The sequence below is a fragment of the Mycobacterium sp. AMU20-3851 genome, assembly GCF_043974665.1.
Classification (GTDB): Bacteria; Actinomycetota; Actinomycetes; order Mycobacteriales; family Mycobacteriaceae; genus Mycobacterium.
Map to the genome: position 1 here is coordinate 2,343,238 of NZ_CP146371.1, position 19,675 is coordinate 2,362,912.

At 63.9% G+C, this 19,675-nt stretch carries 10 protein-coding genes; 4 read left to right on the forward strand and 6 right to left on the reverse strand.

The genetic code is table 11. The features are described from left to right. Positions 1–338: 338 nt before the first annotated feature. Both V4U86_RS11230 and V4U86_RS11235 read left to right on the forward strand, forming a co-directional pair. The gene (locus V4U86_RS11230) at positions 339–752 is read left to right on the forward strand and encodes a hypothetical protein (RefSeq protein ID WP_395311289.1); all 414 of its coding nucleotides are present in this window, start codon (positions 339–341) and stop codon (positions 750–752) included. 371 nt (positions 753–1,123) lie between these two features. Beyond that, complete coding sequence (locus tag V4U86_RS11235) at positions 1,124–2,062, forward strand: Shedu anti-phage system protein SduA domain-containing protein (protein WP_395311290.1); 939 nt, start codon at positions 1,124–1,126, stop codon at positions 2,060–2,062. Positions 2,063–2,740: 678 nt separating this feature from the next. Here V4U86_RS11235 and V4U86_RS11240 read toward each other — a convergent pair. The 3 genes from V4U86_RS11240 to V4U86_RS11250 form a co-directional block, all read right to left on the reverse strand. Beyond that, positions 2,741–4,447, reverse strand: coding sequence for a serine/threonine-protein kinase (locus tag V4U86_RS11240; RefSeq protein ID WP_395311291.1), 1,707 nt, complete (start codon positions 4,445–4,447; stop codon positions 2,741–2,743). Between the two features lie 327 nt (positions 4,448–4,774). Beyond that, on the reverse strand, positions 4,775–4,942 hold the full coding sequence (locus tag V4U86_RS11245; protein ID WP_395311292.1) for a hypothetical protein: 168 nt from the start codon (positions 4,940–4,942) through the stop codon (positions 4,775–4,777). A 449-nt stretch (positions 4,943–5,391) separates the two neighbouring features. After that, positions 5,392–5,919, reverse strand: a complete 528-nt coding sequence (locus V4U86_RS11250) for a hypothetical protein (RefSeq protein ID WP_395311293.1) — start codon at positions 5,917–5,919, stop codon at positions 5,392–5,394. Positions 5,920–6,099: 180 nt separating this feature from the next. Here V4U86_RS11250 and V4U86_RS11255 point away from each other — a divergent pair, with 180 nt between their 5' ends. Then, positions 6,100–7,377, forward strand: coding sequence for an SIR2 family protein (locus V4U86_RS11255; protein WP_395311294.1), 1,278 nt, complete (start codon positions 6,100–6,102; stop codon positions 7,375–7,377). A 25-nt stretch (positions 7,378–7,402) separates the two neighbouring features. Next, entirely contained in the window at positions 7,403–9,424 is a 2,022-nt protein-coding gene (locus V4U86_RS11260) for an ATP-binding protein (RefSeq protein WP_395311295.1), read from the forward strand. A 130-nt stretch (positions 9,425–9,554) separates the two neighbouring features. Here V4U86_RS11260 and mobF read toward each other — a convergent pair whose 3' ends face one another. The 3 genes from mobF to V4U86_RS11275 form a co-directional block, all read right to left on the reverse strand. Next, positions 9,555–15,407 (reverse strand): MobF family relaxase, encoded by a 5,853-nt coding sequence (mobF, locus tag V4U86_RS11265; RefSeq protein ID WP_395312009.1) that lies wholly within the window; start codon positions 15,405–15,407, stop codon positions 9,555–9,557. A 187-nt stretch (positions 15,408–15,594) separates the two neighbouring features. Continuing rightward, positions 15,595–18,717 carry an RND family transporter gene (locus tag V4U86_RS11270; protein ID WP_030133881.1) on the reverse strand — a complete coding sequence of 1,041 codons (3,123 nt, stop codon included), beginning with the start codon at positions 18,715–18,717 and terminating at the stop codon, positions 15,595–15,597. A 273-nt stretch (positions 18,718–18,990) separates the two neighbouring features. Beyond that, the gene (locus V4U86_RS11275) at positions 18,991–19,632 is read right to left on the reverse strand and encodes a TetR/AcrR family transcriptional regulator (RefSeq protein ID WP_011777634.1); all 642 of its coding nucleotides are present in this window, start codon (positions 19,630–19,632) and stop codon (positions 18,991–18,993) included. Positions 19,633–19,675: the final 43 nt, after the last annotated feature.

The following is a 19,675-nucleotide window of genomic DNA, read 5'->3' on the forward strand; positions in this document are numbered from 1 at the left end:
CGCTGGATATCGCGGGGATTCCACGGACGGAGCTACGGGGCGTTCGACCCGATGGCTCCGGTTCGTTCCTTGAGGGACTTAGCGCCGTTCGGGCGTCGGAAGACACGACCATCGCCCTCGACGGGATGCGGTTCCTTGACTTCGACAAGTTCGAAAGCCCTTAAGAAATAACGGTTTTTACGAAGGGGCGCGAGCGTCTAACCATTATCAACGTCAATCGTCAGCCGCTCGAACTAACCACCGGAGCCGACCTCATTTATATTAACGAGTCGCTTGAAAGCTTCGTGCTTGTGCAGTGCAAGACGATGCGGCGCGAGCGAAAGGACACTTCACGGTTGGTGTATCGACCCGACCAGCAGTTGCATCGAGAGCCGGAGCGTATGCGGCAATTCAAGTCGGTCGAGTATGACGGCAAGCCACTGTCTTTCAGACTCAGCACTGCCAGCTGTTTTCTCAAGCTGTGTCGACCGGTGACGACGCTCGATCGAGGGCAAGACCTGGTCAGCGGCATGTATCTGCCTCTCGCCTACTACGACGCGCTAGCGACGTCGGTAGATGTTCGCGGACCGAAAGACGGCATCGCGTTGAGCTACGACACGGTTCGCCGGTACTTGAACAACGACCTGTTCATAAACCTGGTGGATTGGCTCTCGGGGCGCCACGACAAGGCACCTCGAAGGCTTGGTGCTGGCAGGTTTGGAGGGTGGACATTCGCTGACGATTGCGGCTGCGGCCCGCAACGTTTCGGATGACGCGTAGGACTTGATGGCGACCGTTGACGGTACCCCGAACTGCGTTTGTGACTCTCACAGTATTGAGGTGCTTCGCGGTCGGCGACCGCCCATGGGTGCCTCAAGTCTGTCTTCCCGGTCCAATTCACGCCTCAGCCGTCGCTGAAGACTCGAAACCAGTGATCACGCGGCGCCGATGATCTTCATATTGGATCCCGGCCAGGCTCGGGCGACGATGACCGGAGCAGAAACACCCGAGCGGAGCCCACATGGCTCGACATTCGCTTCATTCGGCGGGCCCGGTGGATGTACTCTCTCGACTCGGGCTGCGAGCAGTCCCGTTACCCGGCGGCGCCATCGTCGGTCGACGGCTCGTCCACCGAGGGGGAACCTTGGCCTACCGCCACACCAATTCCAAGGGTGTTACATACTACCTGCACAGGACTTCGGTCACGCTGCGAGGCGGTAAGCCACAGACCATCTACTTCTTCGCGAAGGTGGAGCGCAACGAAAAGGGCGAGCCAACGGACTTGCCCGAAGACAGGGTCGTCAAGGAGAACCCTCGAAACGGCTTCTTGTCGATCTCGCAGAAGAATGGCGGGTCCCGAACCCACCGCCACGCTGAGCGAATCGACCCACGGGCCCAGCGATCAGCCGACGCGACCTCAATGATCCTGGCTTTGGAGATCACGTCCGATTCGGTGGACCCAGTTCTGCTCGATGACGTTGAACGCTTCAGAGTCGACGGCGTCGACTCCGAATTCGCGCTATCGGAACGCCATCCCGTAGGTCTCGGTTCGATGGCGGAGCTGGTACGTCGCCTTCGGGAAATGATCAACACCCCAGGATTGAAGGAAGGCGAGTACCAGGAGCTGCTCGAAGACCACCCGGAACTCTTGCTGTTTGATCCCTATGACGAGGCGATTCCTCATGTCGCGCTAAGTGTTCCGATGTCTGGCAAACTTCGATTGCCGGATTTCTTGATTAGGGATTGTACGTCTGATCTCTGGGACATCCTCGAATTGAAACGGCCCGATGTGCCCATCACGCGGCTTTCGCACAAGCGACCCATGATGACATCTCACGTGCAAGAAGCGATTGCACAAGTGCGCGAATATCAAGACATACTTACTAACGCTGCCGAAAGCACACGGCTGCAAGATCTTTACGGTCTTGCGGTGGCGCACCCGCGCGCCTACGTCATCATTGGCCGAAGCTCCTCGGACCCAAAGGTCGATCGCGCGGCGCAGCGTGACGCGGCGGTGAATGTGCGCTCGTGGGACTTCGTCGTGAACTTGGCCGAAAGGAAGTACGGAGTCAAGCCGAAGTAGTTGCCACTCGGTACAGCTGCGGACACCCATGTCGCTGGTGAATGTCGTTTGTGCTCGGCTCGGGTTCGGAAATCCCCGTCTCCCATTCCTGCAGGGTAGCTACCGTGGTTGTCAATTCCAGGGAGGTCAGCGGGAGATGGCTCGCAGGCGGCGGTGTGCAAACTCCCCGCGGCGCTCATCGCCGGGAACAGTGCATGCTCGGTCGCGGCCTGCGGTCCCCCGAGCGTCCAGTGGGTACGTCGCGGCCATGGCCTCGTCGTCGGCGGCTAGAGCGCTTTGGTCTCGGCGGTGTGCGGGTGCAGCCCCCGCTGGTACTAGGTCTTCGCAGCGTTTGCCGTGTTCATCCATACGGGTGAGGACGCCATTGTTGGCGAGCTGAACAGCGCCTCGGCGTGCTCGGCGGTCAGCCCACCGGTGTCATCGGTGTTCATGTTGTACGGGTCTGGTCCCGCATTCCGTCTTCGCGGGATGGTTGCCGTCCGAAACGGCCTGTTGAATGTCGCTCAGCGACGGGGCGCGGTACGGCCGCGGCGGCCGAGCACGCCCAACGATAGGGTCCGACCAGGGACTTTGCAGATAGATTAACAAGCTCTCGCGACACGCCGAAGTTCTGTCAAAGTAGCCAGGCGTGTCCTGTCACGCTTCGTTGCATCGACAGGCGCTAGTTCTGGCTGGAGGTCAACCTGCGAAGATCGCAGTGACGATGCGCTCGGCTCTTGGAGACTCATTTACGTCCGCGACCCATGCAGTCCAGGTAGGTGTGGTCTGATCGATTCCTTCATCCGAGCCCGACGCCGTCACCACTATCGGAGGTCGATCGCCGCCGTTGCATCCGTACGCAGGCAGATAGCCATCCGCTCGGCCTCTGGCGCCGCCGATAAGGATGCTGCACCGTGCGCCGTCTGCGAGGAGGACCGCCACTGGTTGAGGGGTTGGCGGTGGCAGCACCGGCGGCAACGACGCCGTAGGGAAGACGAATCGAGTAAGCCGCTTATTCCAGGGGTCATCGAGACACAACATCGCCTGGGACTGAGCGGGCCAGCAGGTGGTAGCGCTCGCGGCGAACGGATAGCAGCTATAGATGCCCGGTTGCACCGCGGATACCGACGGTTGCGAACACTCCGACAACGTCGCGCGGGAGGGGTCCGCAGGCTCCTCGCTGTATCCGGCGGCTGGCAAGCCCGCTGAATCTACGGCGGCCGCAGTGACGATTTCGGTGGGTGTGGGTTGCGGTGGGGCGGGCGGGATCGCGGAGGTTGTCGAAGTAGTGCTGGGCGGACTTGACGGTGCCGTACTCGGTGGCGCGGCAGTGGCACTCGGCGTCGTCTCACGTGGGCTGTCGCCAGGGACCGTCTGCCACGGGCGCCAGAGAAGAGCTGCGGTGGCGGCCGCCGCGACAAGGCCTAGCGCGAGCAGGGCCTTCGACCGTGGCGACAACTGAGATCTCGGCGGCTCCGTGGGCACCGATCCGGTGGAGGGCTCACTCAAGGTCGTCGGCACGTTGGCGGGACGCACCTGAGTGGCCTCAGCCGATGGCGCGCGGGTCGATTTTGGGGAAGTTCCGCAGAGGCTCGCCGCGAACTCTGTTGCGTTGGAGTGTCGGTCGGTCGGGCTCTTGGCCAGCGCCGTGTGGAGCACGTGATCGACAGAGGCGAGGTCTGGCCGTGTGCCGCCGATGCGGGGTGGCGACGCATTTAGATGTCGACTGATGACCACGGCAGCGTTGGAGTGGGGGAATACCGTGGTGCCCGTTAGCATCTCGTAGCACGACGCAGCCAATGCGTACAGATCGGCTCGGCCGTCGAGCTCTTCACCCATCAGTTGCTCTGGGGCGCAGTAGGCCACGGTACCGACAGTCATGTTGGTTTCAGTGAGGCCGCTGACGTCGCCGATGGCGCGCGCGACGCCGAAGTCAGTGAGCATGATGCGTCTGTCGTCTCCGTCACCGGCGACCATGATGTTGGCGGGTTTGACGTCGCGGTGCAGCAGACCTTGCTTATGGGCGTAGTCGAGGGCGCTAGCGACGGCGGTCGCGATGGCACAGACGTAGTTCACGGGCAGGCCGGCCGGGTACTTCTCGCGCAAGAGCTTTCCAACGTCTGATCCATCGATGTAGTCCATCGAGATCCACAAATGGTTCTCGAACTCGCCACGATCGTGGACACCGACGATGTTTGGATGCCAGAGCGTGGAGGCGAGGTCAGCCTCCCGTTCGAATCTCGCGCGGTATTCGGGGTTCTGTGACAGATCTACACGCAGCACCTTCAGGGCGTCCAACCGCGGCAGCCGCGGGTGCTTAGCAAGGTAAACCTCTCCCATGCCACCTGAGCCAATCTGGCGTAGAACGCGGTAGCCAGCGAACGTCTGACCATCGTTCAACGACATATCAGGATCCTAAAGGCCGTTGCGGGGCGGATCTGCAGCTTGGAATCGGTCGAGTGACTCCCGGCCTGTCCTTTCATCAAAACTCGCGGCGGCGCACCGTTTGATACCAGACATCCGCGCAGACGATGCGGCCGGGCGCATGAGGGCGGTGCGACTGTAGCGGTGGGGCCTACCGGGAGTCGTCTTCTTAGACGGGGACATGGTTGCCAGCGGGGTTGGGCAAACGACGACGCGACGTTTGTCCGGATCTGATTGTCGGTTGTCAGACCTACGATCACGGCATGCCCCCGACGACACTGTCCGAGTGTCCACCCCAGCAGGGTGCGCCTATGCGTCACCCAAACTCGGCCGGTAGACCGCCACTTCGGCCTCAGCAGCGAGCAACGCACCCAATTCGCCCTCCTGCTGGGCGACGAACACACCGATAACCTGCCGGCACGCCTCCGGCACGCTGACACCGCGCATATCAGCAATACGTTTCAACCCGACCAGCATTTACGTCGACACATGAAACTGCACGGCGAACTGACCGCAAGAACCATCCTCGGGCGGGAACCCCGGATCAACGACCACCGGATGATCTGACCCGAATTCTTCAACATCAGCAACGCAAGCCCGCTCAACGGCCCCACTACTAGCGCCGCCAGCAACGCACTCGTCCGGGTCGCGGAATTCCTCATGGCTGAACAAACCCATTGCGCCCACGCTAGACCTTGCAGAATGCCGAAGCCGCCGAGTGAGCGGGTGCGGCCTACAGGAGACCACGGCGGCGGCAGGCGATATATTTGATCAGCCGCATGCGGGTTCGATAGTTGTCCATTAGGAACGACAGCACTCCTTTTCGTTGCTCAACAGGTTGTCTGACGACAGTTCCGCGCGGAATAGCTGGCGGCTCAGCGAAGACAGCGACCACCCGCATAGATCCGCGTTCTGGGCTGTGTCGACTAGAGTCGACGCACGTTGACGGCTTTGCTCATCCCGTCGACCTGCAGTTTTCCGTTGAAGATAGTCGCTGTCGGCCGGTAGGCGTAGTGGTATTCGTAGTGGTACTCGGCTTGCTTCCAAACGGAGCCGTCCGTCATTTGCACGACGGTGTCGCCACTCCAGCCGCTCCAGGAACCGTCGACTGTAAGAGTCGACCGAGGACCCGTCCCACCTTCGAAAATCTCTCCGAGGTCGGAATAGCCCGCGGGCAGTCCGACTCCGCCCGCAAACCCCGGGTAGCCAGGGTAACCGGGATACCCCGGGTAGCCGGGGTAGCCCGGGTAGCCACGGTGAGGAGCGTGCGCTTTGCGGAGCAGCCGGTCGCCTACCAACGTGCCTAGATATCGACCATGCGTGTCGACCGCGTCTTCATCGTTCCATGGGAACCATCCAACCCACTTTCCCTTTTTGTCGTATAGGTAGGCATCAGTGGGCGAAGTGCGGAAAGCGATCCATTTACCGCGAGAGTCGAAGTAGTACGTAGTCATAGATTCAGCGTACGAAACACCACCGACAGGTTTTGCGCTTCCAAAAGCGAGGTTCGTATACCGCGCCCCTTGACGGCTGACATCCTCGTCTTGGCGCGGTCGACCGGAGCCGACACACGGCGCGGCGTCAATAAATCTCGGCAAGCACGTCGTTACGCTGACGGGGAGCTAGGGGGTGGGATGAGCGACACTACTTCGCCAGAGCGCACAACAGTTCGGCTAGGCGCAGAAGGCAGATTGGATTTCGGGTCAGCGGACGAAATCGGCGACGTCGAGAGACGGCGCATTGAAGCCTGGCTCGCAGCGCTTATTCAAGCTGAGCACGTCGCACTGCTCGTCGGTAACGGCTTGAGTTCGGCAATCGGACACGTGACGGGCGTGAAGCCACCTTCAATGTGGCGACCGCTTGTAGACGAGCCATTTGGTGTGCTTGAGAAAATCCGTCACCATGCCGAGAAGGCGGCCTCAGCCGTGGGACGCGACTGCAACTTAGAAGATGAGATTCGGGCGGCTATGACGCTCGCTGCGGGACTCGAGGTACTTGGTAACGACACAGAAGTCGGAATTGTCGAGGGCGCAATCGAACGCGCGATGTCCGAGCTACTCGACGGCGTTGAAATGTTCGAACGCGGGATCTGGGAAGTGCATAGGTCTGCATCGCCCAAAGGGAGGGCGGTGGCTGACCTTCTCCTGAAGCTCCTGACGCCCTTTGTTTCTCGGCCAGTGCGCCGCGACCGTCTGCACCTTTTCACGACGAATTACGACCGACTGCTCGAGTATGCAGCCGATGTAGTCGGACTGAGGATGATCGATCGGTTCGAGGGTCAACTCAGCCCGAGGTTCACCGCCTCACGGCTCAATATCGACATTCACTACACCCCGCCGGGGGTCCGAGGCGAGCCACGTCTGATTGACGGCGTCGTGCGCTATTCCAAGCTGCACGGATCGATCGATTGGCGCTTCGACGGAAGTGACATAGTTCGAGCCGCGCTACCGTTCGGGGGCTCAAGACCGGCTGGCGACGCAAAAACGGCCGTCATTTATCCGAACCCAGCGAAGGATGTTGAAACCCTGGCGTACCCCTATGCGGAGTTGTTTCGTGACTTCGCTGCGGCGGTCTGCCGACCGAACACGACTCTCGTGACCTACGGATACGGCTTCGGAGACAGCCACATTAACCGCGTGATAGCCGACATGCTCCGAGTCCCGTCCACACATTTGGTCGTCGTCACGCGAGACCCCCTCAAAACCCTTTCAAGTTTCAAGGAGCGAAACATCTTCCCCGTTAGTCAGACGACGGAGATGATAGGTCCCGTCGTTGGTGGGCTCGACGAATTTGCCTCTTTGTTACCCTCGTTGACTTCGGCCACGGTCCTTGATGCACAGTTCGACTACCTCGATCGGCGAGCGCGTATTGACGGTGCCCTGGGGCCGAGCGACCGCGCCGAGGATTCGTAGCCGAGGTAGACATATGCACACAACGATGGAGTTCCGAAGCAGCCAGGTGATTGGCGCTGTGGAGAGTGTGTCGCCACGAGAGCTCAAGATCGCGTTATTGGATGACGCCCCAGGCGCAACCTCGCTCAATGGCGGCTTCGTGCAACGGTTCCCCCGGATCAACTCATGGGTGCTTATTCCGAGCGAGGCGGGCTTTCTGGTCGGAGTCATCACCTGGATAGGGATCGACACCATCCAAACGTCGTCGACCGCTCTAACCGATCGAACGCTTCTCGAAGTTCCACAGCCGAGAAGGAGAATGGCGGTTACGCCGCTCGGCACTTTGCGTTGGCGTACACGGGGTGGCGAGGCAACTCCGGAACTGATTCGAGGAATCATTTCGTATCCGTCCGTGGGTGAGCCGGTATTGGTTCCCGACGGCGAGCAGCTGCGAACCATCGGATCGGTCGGAAGCGGCCAGGGCCACGTTGTAATTGGCACATCGCCGCTCGCTGGAGACACGGAAGTATCCGTGAACCCGGATCGCTTATTCGGCAGACACCTAGCAGTTTTAGGGTCAACGGGGTCGGGTAAGTCCTGCACCGTAGCGGGACTTGTCCGCTGGTCGGTCAGCGCCGCACGAGAAGCAACCGCTGATCAGAAGTCTCGCGCTCGCTTTATTGTGTTGGATCCCAATGGCGAGTATCGGGAGACGTTCAACGATCTCACTTCGGTAAGAGTCCTTCGCGTAGACCCTGAGGGTGATGAGGAGCTGGCACTGACAGTGCCTGCCTGGGCGTGGTCAAGTTCTGAATGGGCGGCAATCACTCGCGCATCGCCACAGACTCAGCGACCGTTGCTCCAGCGGGCTTTGCGAAACCTACGGAATGAGATTGCCCCTGAGGCAAGCGATGATCAGCGGTTGGCCATTGAGCTCCGAATGCACGCGGACATCTGGAACGTCATGCGGAGTGACATGGCGGGCCACATGTCGTATGGAAAATACAAAGGCTTCACCTTGGTATTGGAGGACATGCCTGACCTCTTTGCCGAGTTTGCCGGTCAGACAGGAGTCGCGGACGTCCTCAGCCAAGTCCAGGACATGAGAACACGGCACAACTCAACGGTGCAATACGGTGACAATCCTTATGTAACAACCGAAGTCCAGCAGTTGATCGATTCCCTTCAGGTGGCGTACGCAGCCACAGGGGTGGACGTAGGGCTAGGACACTTCACCGAAGATATGCCTGTCAAATTCGATCCAGACGACATGCCTCCGCACATAGAAGCCCTCCTTCGGACCCCGGATTTTCGGAGGGACGCTGGCTACGCGGGGTCATTCATGACCCGGGTAAAAGGGCTCATCGGCGATCTCCGGTTACGCCCCATGATCGAGCTCAACGGAGACGAGTCGTTGGCTGATTGGCTCACGAAGTTCCTTGGCGATCCCGAATGTAGCAATGGTGAGATTGCAGTCTTAGACCTTTCAATGCTTGCTTCCGAGGTAGTACATACAGTTGTTGCGGTGATTGGCCGACTAACCATGGAGGCGCTGCAGCACGTTCGAGCGGTTTCAGGTGACGTCTTACCAACCGTGTTGGTTCTCGAGGAGGCTCACAACTACATCGGCGACAGGTCCATCGGTTCAGAAATACCGACAGCTGCCGATCTCTGCAGAGACACATTCGAAAGAATCGCAAGGGAGGGACGAAAATTCGGCCTGGGACTGGTCTTGTCGTCGCAACGCCCCTCGGCCTTGTCGCAGACTGTTCTCGCGCAGTGCAATAGCTTCCTCCTACACCGACTGGTTAATAACCGGGATCAAGATCTCGTCGCCAGATTGGTGCCAGACTCTCTTGAGGACTTGCTTCAAGAGCTACCATCGCTTCCTCCACGGCAAGCCATCCTGCTGGGTTGGGCTACCGAAGTTCCCACACTCGTTGAAATCAAGCACCTCGCCGCAAACCAGCGTCCAAACTCCGACGACCCGCTTTACTGGGCAACTTGGACGGGCTCGCGCCAGGTTGACTTCTCTTGGGACTCAGTAGTGGAGCATTGGATTTCCTAATTGCGACCCGCAGCACTGCTGTCCGGTGCTAGTCACCGGAAGCGAACAGCGAGCGGGTCTGCTGCACGAATAGGTCAGATCGTGTGGACGATGGTTTGCTTATGGCGGCGCGCGAATGAGAACCGCTTAGCTATTCGTCGATACCAGCACCGGTGTGACGCCTGCGGTCGTGGCCGACGTCTTCGGGTTTGCGCCAGCCCAGCGCTAAGTGGCGTCGTTGGGCGGAGCGGACGGCGCTGGCGGCGGCGTCGTATTGGGTGAGCAGGTGTAGCCACGGTTCGCTGAGGCGCTTGCGGCCGAGGCGGTCGGCGAGGGTGACCGCGGGCACCGATGCCAGGACGGGATCGATGGGCTCGGACGGCGCGGTGGTGAGTGTGTTGTTCCACGGCAGCGAGTGAGCGAGCAGCTGCACCGCCGAGGAGCTTGCCCCTGTCTTGGTGCCGTGGTCGATGAGGATGACCCGGGCGTCTGCGGCCACGGCGTGGCGGGCGAGGCCGATGAGCTGGCCTGGAGCAGCGGTCGCGGGATCGTCGATGACGACGATGGCCCCGGGCGGCAGTATCCACTGGTCCTCGCTGACCTGCTGGTGCGCGTGGCCGATGGTGGCGATGGTGTCGGCCAGTTCAGCATCGCGGGCCGGGGCTGAACTGGACTCAGATGCTGCCAGCCACAGCACTTTACGGTCGTCGGCGTTCGCGGTGCTGCGCAGGGTGTAGAGCGCGGCGGCAGTTTCACTGTCGTCGATGTCGGCATTGATGACGGCGAGCCGGTAGGGCAATGCGGCCAGGGACTTGAGCCGATCGCCGGTCTGAGGTTCAAGTCCGGACAGAGCGGAGCCAGGGATGAGCAGCGGAACGCTCTTGGCGTCGAGGTGACCGGCGACCTGCAGGAGTTCGACTTCCGCGCGGGCGGATTCGAGGAGCTGGTCGAGGGTGTCGGAGGTGGCGCTTTGGGCAGCGGCGAACGCGGTGGCGACGTCACGGTCGGCGCGTTCGATGTCGCGGTGCAGCTCGCGGCGACGCTGGCGCAGTGCGGCCAGTTCGGCCAGGTCGGCGCGCTCGGCGTCGCCGCGGGCGATGGCGATGTCGTTCTCGGTGACAATCGTGCCGCCAGCCGCTGCAGCGCGGGCGGCTTGAGCGTCGGCGAGGGCCTGCTGGAATTGCAGCGACGGTGGTTGAGCGGGTAGCACTCCGGTGTAGAACGCGATGTGCTGGCGGGCCGAGAGGATGTCGAGTTCGTCGGCGTCGGGAGTGGCCAGTAGGAGGTCGAGCTGGGTGCGCGCGTGTTCGACCAGACGCAGAGTGTCCTTGTAGGCGGCGTCGGCATCGGCCCACTGCTCCATCACGTGGGTGACGGCGTGGCTGTAGGGGCGGTCGGCGTCGACCTGGCGGCGCATGCGCAGCAGATCGTCGGCGGACGCGCGCGTCGCCGGACCATTTCCGGCGCGAATTTCGGCGGCCAAAGTTTTGATGTGGTCATGCACGGTGCGGTATTCGTCGCGTAGGGCGGTAAGGGTTTCCATGGTGATGCCCAATTCCGGGGTGGGGCGGTTTGCTGAGAAGTCTTCGAATTGAAGACCGGCATATTCTTCTGACCCGTATTCAGTGGCGTCGATGTCTTCGGGCGGGGCGATGTCGAAATGGTCATCGAAGGGCGAATACTCAACGAGGCTGTGGGTGGAGGGGTCTTCGGGGTCCGGTGGGAACAGCGCTTCCTCGGCGGGATCGGGCGGCGCGTCCTGCGGGGTGGGCAGGTCGTCGAAGTCGACGCCGAGGCGGGCGTGCAGGCGATGGGTGAACGCATCGACGGTGTAGGTGATCAGTTGGGCGTAGTCACCCGGCGGGATCGGCTGGTCGTCGTGTGCGGCGTCGGCGACCTGCTCGGCGGCGACGTGGAGCAGGTCGCGCGGCGTCCACTTGCGCGGGTCCGCGGCGCTGATCGCGGCGACCAAGCCAGGCCAGGCGGGGTCGGAGGTGATGGTCTCGGCAAGCGCGGTCCCGAACACCACGTCGAGGTCGCTGACCCAGGGCGGGCGTAGCCGCGAAAGGGTGGTGGCCAGTGTGGCGGTCGGGGACAGCGCGCCGGCGATGCGCCACCAGAGTGCGGCGGCGGGCAGCTCGTCGGGCAGCGGGCCTTGGCGGGCGGCGGTGGTAATTATCTGGCGCAGGTCGGGTGTGGTGCGGGCGGCCTGGACCAGTTGGGTGGCCAGTTGCGGCCAGTAGGCATCCGAGCGCAGCCGTGGGTCGATGGTGTCGATGAGGTCGTTCCAGCGGGTGGTGTCGGCGCTGCGGCGGCCGATGTCGGTGGCGGCGTGGCGGTGCAGTGCGTCCTGGACGTCGCGGGTGCGCACCGGGAATTGGCGGGCACCGGTGAGGCGGGTGTCGGCCTCGTCGACTCCGGCGCAGGCGCGGAACACCGCGATTTCGGCGGTCAGGACCGGGTTGACGGTGACCAGGGGGCGCGCCCAGGCGGGTGCGGTGGCGTTGGTCCAGGCGCGTGCGCGGGTGCGGATCTCGGTGGCCAGGTCCTCGACTAGCTGCTCGCGGCGGGCCAGGTAGGTGCCCCATTGCGGGTCGTCGGCGAGCGCCAGCGGAACGGCGGGCAGCCAGCGCAGCACTCCGATGCCGGCCGAATGGGTGCCGGCGGGGTCGATGCGGTGACCCAGGACCGCGGCGGGGTCGGCGGCGTCGGCGACGCTGCCCTTGGCCAGCGCCTCGGTGAGCAGCTCGCGCGGGTCGGCCCCGCGAAGGGCCAGGATGGACAGGTTGCGGCGCAGCACCGGCCAGGCTTCGCGCTGGCTGAGTGCCGGAATGATCTCGTCGGCTATGGCATCGAGGCGGTCGCGGGCGCCGTCGCCGAGGCAGTTCTCGGCGGCCGCGCCGAGTGCGTCGTAGTACATGTCGGCCGCAGCTTGCAGGCGCGCGGCGGGGTCGGCGGCTTGGCGGGCGGCGGTGGTGGCCGAGACTTGGGCGCCGTCGCGGGCCAGCGTGCTGGTTAGGACGTCGACTGCGGTGTCGGGGTGGGTGGCCTTGGGCGAGAGCAGCCGGTGGGGGTCGCCCTCGGCGGTGGACAGGTAGAGGTGGTTTTCGTCGGTGCCTCGGGTCATGGCGACGTAGAGGTGCTGGCGGGTCAGCATGTCTGAGCCGACGATGTGGCAGGTGCCTCGAGTAGCGCGCCCGCCTGCGGTCAATCCCTGTGCGGAGTCGATGGTGGCTGCGTAGCCGAGTGTGACGTGCTCGGCGATGTATTTCGCCGGCAGCGTGACGATGCGTCCGCTGCGCAAGTGTCGGGCTTTCACGCCGCCTTCGGGCAGGACTTCGGTGATGGTGTAGCGGTAGCCGTTGCGCACGAAGTCGTTGCGTCCGATCGTGATTCGGCGGTTGTTCTTGCGGGTGCGGATGGTGTCGCCGACGCTGGCGTGGAGCTGGTCGGCCAGCACCACAGAGGGGGCCGTTGCCGCGTCCGGATCCGCGGCGAGGCGATCGGCGCGGGCGCGGGCGTTGAGCTCGTTGATGATGTCGTTGGTGGGGGCGAGCAGGATGGAATCCCCGCCGGCGGCGAGGTCGGCGCGCCACGCTTGATAGGCCATGTCGGCGGCGGTCTCGTCGGTGCCGACATGGATGCGGTGATGGTCGATGTAGAAGCCGATTCCGGCCGGGTCGGCGTCATGCAAGGCAAGCCCGGCCGCGGCCTCGGCGGGCGACTTGAACCGCACCACTTCGCTCAAGGTGAGCGCGTCAGTGGCCTCGGCGATGTCGCGCAGAATGCCGCCGGCCGAGATTGACGAGAGCTGCCCGTCATCACCGACCAGGCGCACGCTGGCACCCTTGCGCAGCGCGTCGGTGATCATCGCGTCCAGCCCGGCAGTGGCGGCCTTGCCGGCCTCGTCGACCACGATCAGGGTGTCGGGTCCAACCTGGGTGAACCAGTCGGGCACACGGGATGTCGCGGACTTGGCGGGGTCAGCCGACCAGACGTACTTGTCGAGGGTGTCGGTGACCGCGCCGAGGTCCTCGCCGAGCACGATCGCTGCATCGGCGGTGGGGGCCAATCCGATGACGTGTCCGCCCGAGCTGCGCCACGCATGTGCCAGCGCCGCCATGGCCGTGGTTTTGCCGGTTCCGGCCGGGGCGAGTGCGAGTGCGACACGGCGCCCCGCGGTCGCCATTTCCGAGACCAACGCGGCCTGGCCGGGGTTGAGTATGCGCCCCCGCGCGGCCGAATCGGCTAGTGCCAGTTCGACATCTGTCGCAGATGCGACACGGCCGTCGCTGCGGTGCACCGCGTCCAGAAGTCGGCGCTCGGCGGCCAGTGTTTCGCGGCTGGTGTAGGCCTCGACGCCGTGGCGGCGGTAGACGCTGGCACCGTCGCGGCGACGCAACGCCACGGGCTCGCCCAGCTCGGCGTCAGCGACGCGGGCATGCGGTATGGAAAACGTGTCCCCGAGGGCGGTTTCGGTGAGCGTGTCGACCAATGCGACATCGTGCGCCACGTCGTGGGAGCGGGCCATGCGCAGCGCTTCTGCGCGCACGTGGTGGCGCTGCCAGGTGGACCGTGTTTCGGCCACCGTGGCGATGAGTTCGCCAGCGCGCGACGCGATCCATTCCTCGTCGATCGTCACGGTCTCGCGCGTGGTCAGCGGTGCGGCCAACGTGTCGGCCAACATCTGGCTCACGCCGTGGTGTCCGAGGACCTCGACAGCTTGGGTGCGCCACACGTGGCGCTGCTCTGCCAGCGAGCGCGGCTCGTGCTTGGCTTCGCGCGATTCCAGCGTCGCCTGCTGAGCCAACGAGATGATCTCCACGTTGGTCGGTTCGCGGCCGTGATCGGCCTGAAAATGCTTGGCCAGCTCGGCGGTACGGGCCTTGATCGCCGCGCGCCGGCTCGACCACCGCGACATCAATTCCGACGACATTCCGGCGATTTCGCGCACCGCTCGCTTGCCGCGCCCACGCGATTGTTCAACGAAGCGCACACCCAGGCTGGCGATCAAGTGGGCTTCCAGTCGGGTGTTGTACAACTCCGAGGCCGCGACGGTGACGCGGTGCAGTGGTTGGCCGTCCAATGCGAGCCAGCGGCGTACGCCGTTGGCGTCGACATAGGACACCTTGTTGGAGATGGCGACGTGGGTGTGCAAATCCGGATCCCCGGCCCGGGAGTCGCGGTGGGTGAACGCCGCGGCGATGAGCCCTTCGGTGTCGACCTGGGCGACACCGCCGGCGCCGGTGCGGGTGAACGCGGCCTGATCCTGCAGCCATTCCAGGACGTCGGCGACCGCCGCATCGTGGGCTGCTTCGATCTGTTCGGCCACCGACAGCGGGGCGATGGCCCACAGTGCGGACACCGATTTCACCGGCGAGAACGTCAGGTCGTACCCGGCGACCGCGGTGGTCTTCGCGCGGGTGTTGCGGGCGATGAACCCGGACAGTTCGCGGTCGTCGGCGGGCGGGCGACCGTACTCCTCGCCGAACAGCTCCACGGCCACGCGGGTGCGGATCTGCGCGCGATCTTCCGGGGTGATGGAGGCGTTCCAGTGCGCACCTATCTCGGCGTTGTGATCACGGAAGGCGACGGCCAAGCGGCGCGCGAACTCCGGCTCGCCGTCGCGGACCGCGAACTCGCGCCCCAGGCGGCTGGCCGCGCGCTGGCTGCCCATGTTGCGGCCGGTGACGTAGGTCTGAATGCGCTCGGCGTTGGGGTGCAGACCCACCCCGTAGAGGGCGCGCATTTGCGCCTCGCTGACCCCCGAACCTTCCTCGACAGTCCAAAGTTCCTCGCGGGCTTGCAGACTGACCTCGCAGCGGCCGGTGTCCGACAGTGCTGCCAGGCCGCGGCCCATCCAGCGGCCCGGCGACTCGCCCTTGGCGGAGTAATAGTCAGCCAGGGTGGAGCGGCCCCGTTCGGTGCTGTCGGCGGCAGCGACCTGCCGCACCAGGTACAGGTAGCCGTCCCCGGCGGTCAGCTTGTGCAGCGTCATCACCATGACGCGCACGCCGGTGTCCGCATGCGCCGCACGCTACGAACTCCGGGGTTAGCGGAGCCACCACCAAACCGGGGGTTCTTAGAAAAGTCTCAGAAAGCCGGTACTGGCGCAGGGGTCGTATTCATTCGGGGTGAATACGCCCTCACGCTGGTCGGCATGTAGCGCCGGGTATTGCTCTGTTCGCTTCTCACCTCTCCTGGACCAGCACGTGAGGTGCGTCCTTCATGCCTCCTGCGTTGGTCTGACCACGTCGCGGGTTTGTTGCTTTGGTGGGCCACCAGCTGGCTTCGCGTAGGAGTGTGGCGATGGCGGGCACGGTGAGGGTGCGCACGAGGAAGGTGTCGAGCAGCAGCCCGAAGCCGATGATGAGGCCGGCTTGGATCATGATGGCGACTGAGCCGACCATGAGGCCGAACATGCTGGCGGCGAATATCAGGCCAGCGGAGGTGATGACGGCTCCGGTGTTTGCCACGGTGCGCAGGACGCCGACGCGGATGTTGGTTCCGGATTCTTCGCGGAGCCGTGAGACGAGCAGCATGTTGTAGTCGGCGCCGACGGCGACGAGGATGATGAACGCCAGCAGCGGTACGGGCCAGGCGATTTCGTGGCCCAGTCCCCATTGGAAGACCACAACGCCGATGCCGAGCGAGGCGAGGTAGTTCAGCACGACGGTGCCTAGTAGGTAGAGGGGTGCCAGGAGTGCGCGCAGCAGTAGGACCAGGATGACGCCGACGATGATTATGGTGGCGATGGCCAGTTGTGCGAAGTCGGCCCATAGGAGTCGTTGGATATCGGAGTTGACGGCGGGGAAGCCGGCGACGGACACGGTGGCGTCGGCGAGTGACGTGTTGGGTCGTGCGGTGTTGGCGGTGTCGGTGATGCGGCTGGCGAGGTCCATCGCTTCAACGCTGTATGGGTCGTGGCTGCTTTCGATCATGAACCGCGCTGTTTTGCCGTCCGGTGAGAGGAATTGTTCGGCGACGTCGGTGAATTGCCGGTTCTCGAATGCGTTGGCGGGCAGGTAGAAACCGCTCGAGGAGTCGGAGTCGGCCGCTGCGCGTGAAGAGTTTTGCAGTTGGGTGGCGATCTGGCTCATGCCGGACAGCATTTCGATGTTGCTGTCGGCGAGGGTGCGGACGCCGGTGGCGAGTGCTTGGGCGCCGGAGGCCAGCTGTCCGATTCCGTCCTGCAATCGGCGGAGGTTGGTGGCGAGGTCGGCGGGGTCACCGAGGGCTCCGAATGCCTTGTCCAGCGAGGCGACTGCGTTTTGGACGTTGGCGAGGGTGCCACCGACTGTGGCATTGGTGGCGGGATCGTAGCGGTCCCCGAGGTCGGCGATCTGGGTGAAGAATCCGCTGTCGCGCAGAGTGACCAGGATCTTCACCTGGTCGCGGATTTGGGCGCATTGCGGGGTGGTGGCACACCACGGTGAGGTGTTGAGGGCGCCGACGAGTGGGTCGAGCTGGGTGATTGCGTTTTGGGCTTGGTTGGCCAGCGGTCGTAGTCCTGGGCCGGATTGGATGGCTTGGTCGACGGCGGGGGCAGTGGCGGAAAGCTGTTGCAGCAGTGGCCGGAATTGGTTGACCTGAGTTCCTGCGGATTGGGCTTGGGTGAGGATTCCGGCCAGTGGTGTGAGGGCGGTGCGCACGGTGCTGTCGAGTTGGGCGAGGCCGTCGGCGAGCTGGTCGGCGCCGCCGGTGAGTTTGGCGAGGTCGTCTTTGCGTGAGTTGCCCTCGGCGACCGCGCCGGCCATTTTGTCGCCGATCTGGCCGTTCTGCCAGGCCAGTTCTGCTTGGTCGAGGCGCTCTCCGGTGGGGCGGGTGACTCCGGAAACTTTGGTGACGCCGGGGATCTGGGAGACGCGGGAGGCCATCTCGTCGAGGTCGGCCAGTCCTTTCCCGGTCCGCATGTCGGTCGGGTTTTCCACGACGAGGAATTCGCTGATGACGACGTCTTTGCGGAAGTGGCGGTCCAGCAGGTGGTAGCCCTGGTTGCTGGCTGTGGTGTCTGGTTGTCCCTTGCGGTCGTCGTAGCTGATTTTGATGGTTGCAGCGGCTGCTGATAGGGCGAGCAGGATGACCAGGCTGACGATGAGTAGTGGCACGGGACGGCGGACCACGGCGACGGCGACGCTGTTCCAGTAGCGGCGGGTGCGGTCGGGTTTGGGTTCACCGATGCCGCGTTTGGCGGCTAGCGACAGCACGGGTGGCAGCAGGGTGACGGTGGCCAGAAATCCGAACAGCACGGCGATGGCGCACGCGGGGCCTAGGGCGGCGAAGACGCTGAGCCGCGCGAAGACCATGGCCAGGAACGCGAGTGCGACGGTGGCGGCGGAGGCGAGGATGACGCGCCCGATGCTGGCGGTGGCGTGGATGATGGCCTGATCGGCGGGTACTTGGGCGCGGCGCTGCTCGTGGTATCGGCTGATCAGGAACACGGTGTAGTCGGTTCCGGCGCCGAGCAGGATCGCCGTCATGAAGGCGACGGTGAACTGGGAGACCGGCATGCCCATCTCGCCGAGGGCGGACAGCACGCCGCGCCCGACTGCCAGGCTCAACCCGATTACCAGCAGCGGTAACAGCGCGGTGAACACCGACCGGTAGACGATCAGCAGGATCAGGGCGATCACGCCAGCGGTGGCGATTGAGATCAGCAGCAGGTCGTGCTCAGCGGAGGCGATCATGTCGCTGAAGGTCGCCGGTGGTCCCGTCACTTGCACGGTCGTGGTTGAGTCGGTGAACACCTCCGCGGCGATGTCGCGCACCGCGTTGACGGATTCTGCGGCCGTGGGGTCTCCGAGGGTGCCGGCGACGCCGACGGGCAGGTACCAGGCTTTGCGGTCGACGCTGACCGCCTGGGCTTCGGTAATCGGATCGGCCAGTAGGTCTTGCACCAGCAGGACGTGGTCGCCTTCGGTCTGCAACCGGCTCACGAGTTCGCCGTAGCGCTGCCGTGCAGTCGGAGTCAACCCATTGGGGTCTTCCATGGCGACAAACACCATGGTTTTCGAGCCTTCTTCGCCGAACGCGGCGCTCATGCGGTCAACCGTCTGCAAGGACGGCGCATCGCGAGGAATGAGGTCCACCGACTGTTGGCGCACCACGGTTTCCAGCTGGGGAAACAGCAGCGCGAGAACCACCGCGGCGCCCAGCCATACCCCGATGACCAGCGCTTTGTGCCGGAGGGTGAATCGGGCTAGCGCTGCCAACCGTTCGCTGTACTCGCGGGTGTCGGCCGGGTCGGGGGATCCGTTGGCGCGCCGACCAGAACGCGTGGCCTGGCTTGGGGAATCTGCAGTGCCGTCGGTCACTAGACCTCCACTGGTAGCGTAGCGATACTGTCGGTATCGCTACGCTACCGCATGTAGTGCACGTGGTGGCGGCCGCTATCGAGTAGGCCCGCGGCCGCGGTCACAGTAGGCAGAGGAATGGTCGAACACTCAGTTGGCTTCTGGAAGCCAAGGCCGACGCTGTTCAGTCGACGACACTGGCCTTGGATGTCGTTCAGGGTCTTGCTGTTGCTGGTCCTCGACGTTGACATCGAATGCACGGACGGCCACATCGCGTAGCGGGGCCGCGGGCCGCTACCTGTGGGGTCGGGCTTCGGTTGTGGCCGACTGGTCCGTGTTCTGCAGCAGCACGTAATTGCCGAGGCTGCCCAGGAAACCTGCGCAGTGCTGAACGAGTTCATCGGTGGTGAACTCGAGTTCTCCGTCGAGTCGGCGGCGCAAGACTTCGAATAGCCCTCCCACGCCCAAGGTCGAAGCCAAATGGGCAACCCCAACGGCGGAGTCGGCGATGTCGAGGTGGAGTCTGGCTTCGCGCAAGACGAGGTCGGTGAAACCCGCCATCAGTTCGCTGCGTAGCTCTCGGAGCAGCGGCTCGGTTGCAGATTCCACGAACAGGATCCGACCCAGCCGAGGGTCGTTGTCGATCATGCTGACCAGCCTGCGGATCGGCGCGTACGCCAGCACCTCCGGTGGCTCGCCGGCATCGGGGATCGCGTCGACTATCACCTCCTGGAAGGTGGCATAGAGCTGCTGGTAGACAGCCCGCAGGAGGGCGTCTCGGCCGGAGAAGTGCTGGTAGAAGTAGCGTGACGTGACGCCTGATTCAGCGCAGACGGCAGTCACAGTGGCGGCGGCAACACCGCGCGTGCCGATCAACTCGGTTGCGGCCTCGATGAGACGGGTGCGCCGGTTCCGGTGACGCTCCTCGGCGGACATCCCGCTATACACCCGCGCCGAAACCACGTGGATAGCTTGCCAT

What these genes read in the sequence shown, in the direction of transcription:
- V4U86_RS11240 (WP_395311291.1), bottom strand. Translation starts at nt 4,447, where the DNA reads ATGTCGTTGAACGATGGTCAGACGTTCGCTGGCTACCGCGTTCTACGC.
- V4U86_RS11245 (WP_395311292.1), bottom strand. Translation starts at nt 4,942, where the DNA reads ATGCTGGTCGGGTTGAAACGTATTGCTGATATGCGCGGTGTCAGCGTG.
- V4U86_RS11275 (WP_011777634.1), bottom strand. Translation starts at nt 19,632, where the DNA reads ATGTCCGCCGAGGAGCGTCACCGGAACCGGCGCACCCGTCTCATCGAG.
- V4U86_RS11255 (WP_395311294.1), top strand. Translation starts at nt 6,100, where the DNA reads ATGAGCGACACTACTTCGCCAGAGCGCACAACAGTTCGGCTAGGCGCA.
- mobF (WP_395312009.1), bottom strand. Translation starts at nt 15,407, where the DNA reads ATGGTGATGACGCTGCACAAGCTGACCGCCGGGGACGGCTACCTGTAC.
- V4U86_RS11250 (WP_395311293.1), bottom strand. Translation starts at nt 5,919, where the DNA reads ATGACTACGTACTACTTCGACTCTCGCGGTAAATGGATCGCTTTCCGC.
- V4U86_RS11260 (WP_395311295.1), top strand. Translation starts at nt 7,403, where the DNA reads ATGGAGTTCCGAAGCAGCCAGGTGATTGGCGCTGTGGAGAGTGTGTCG.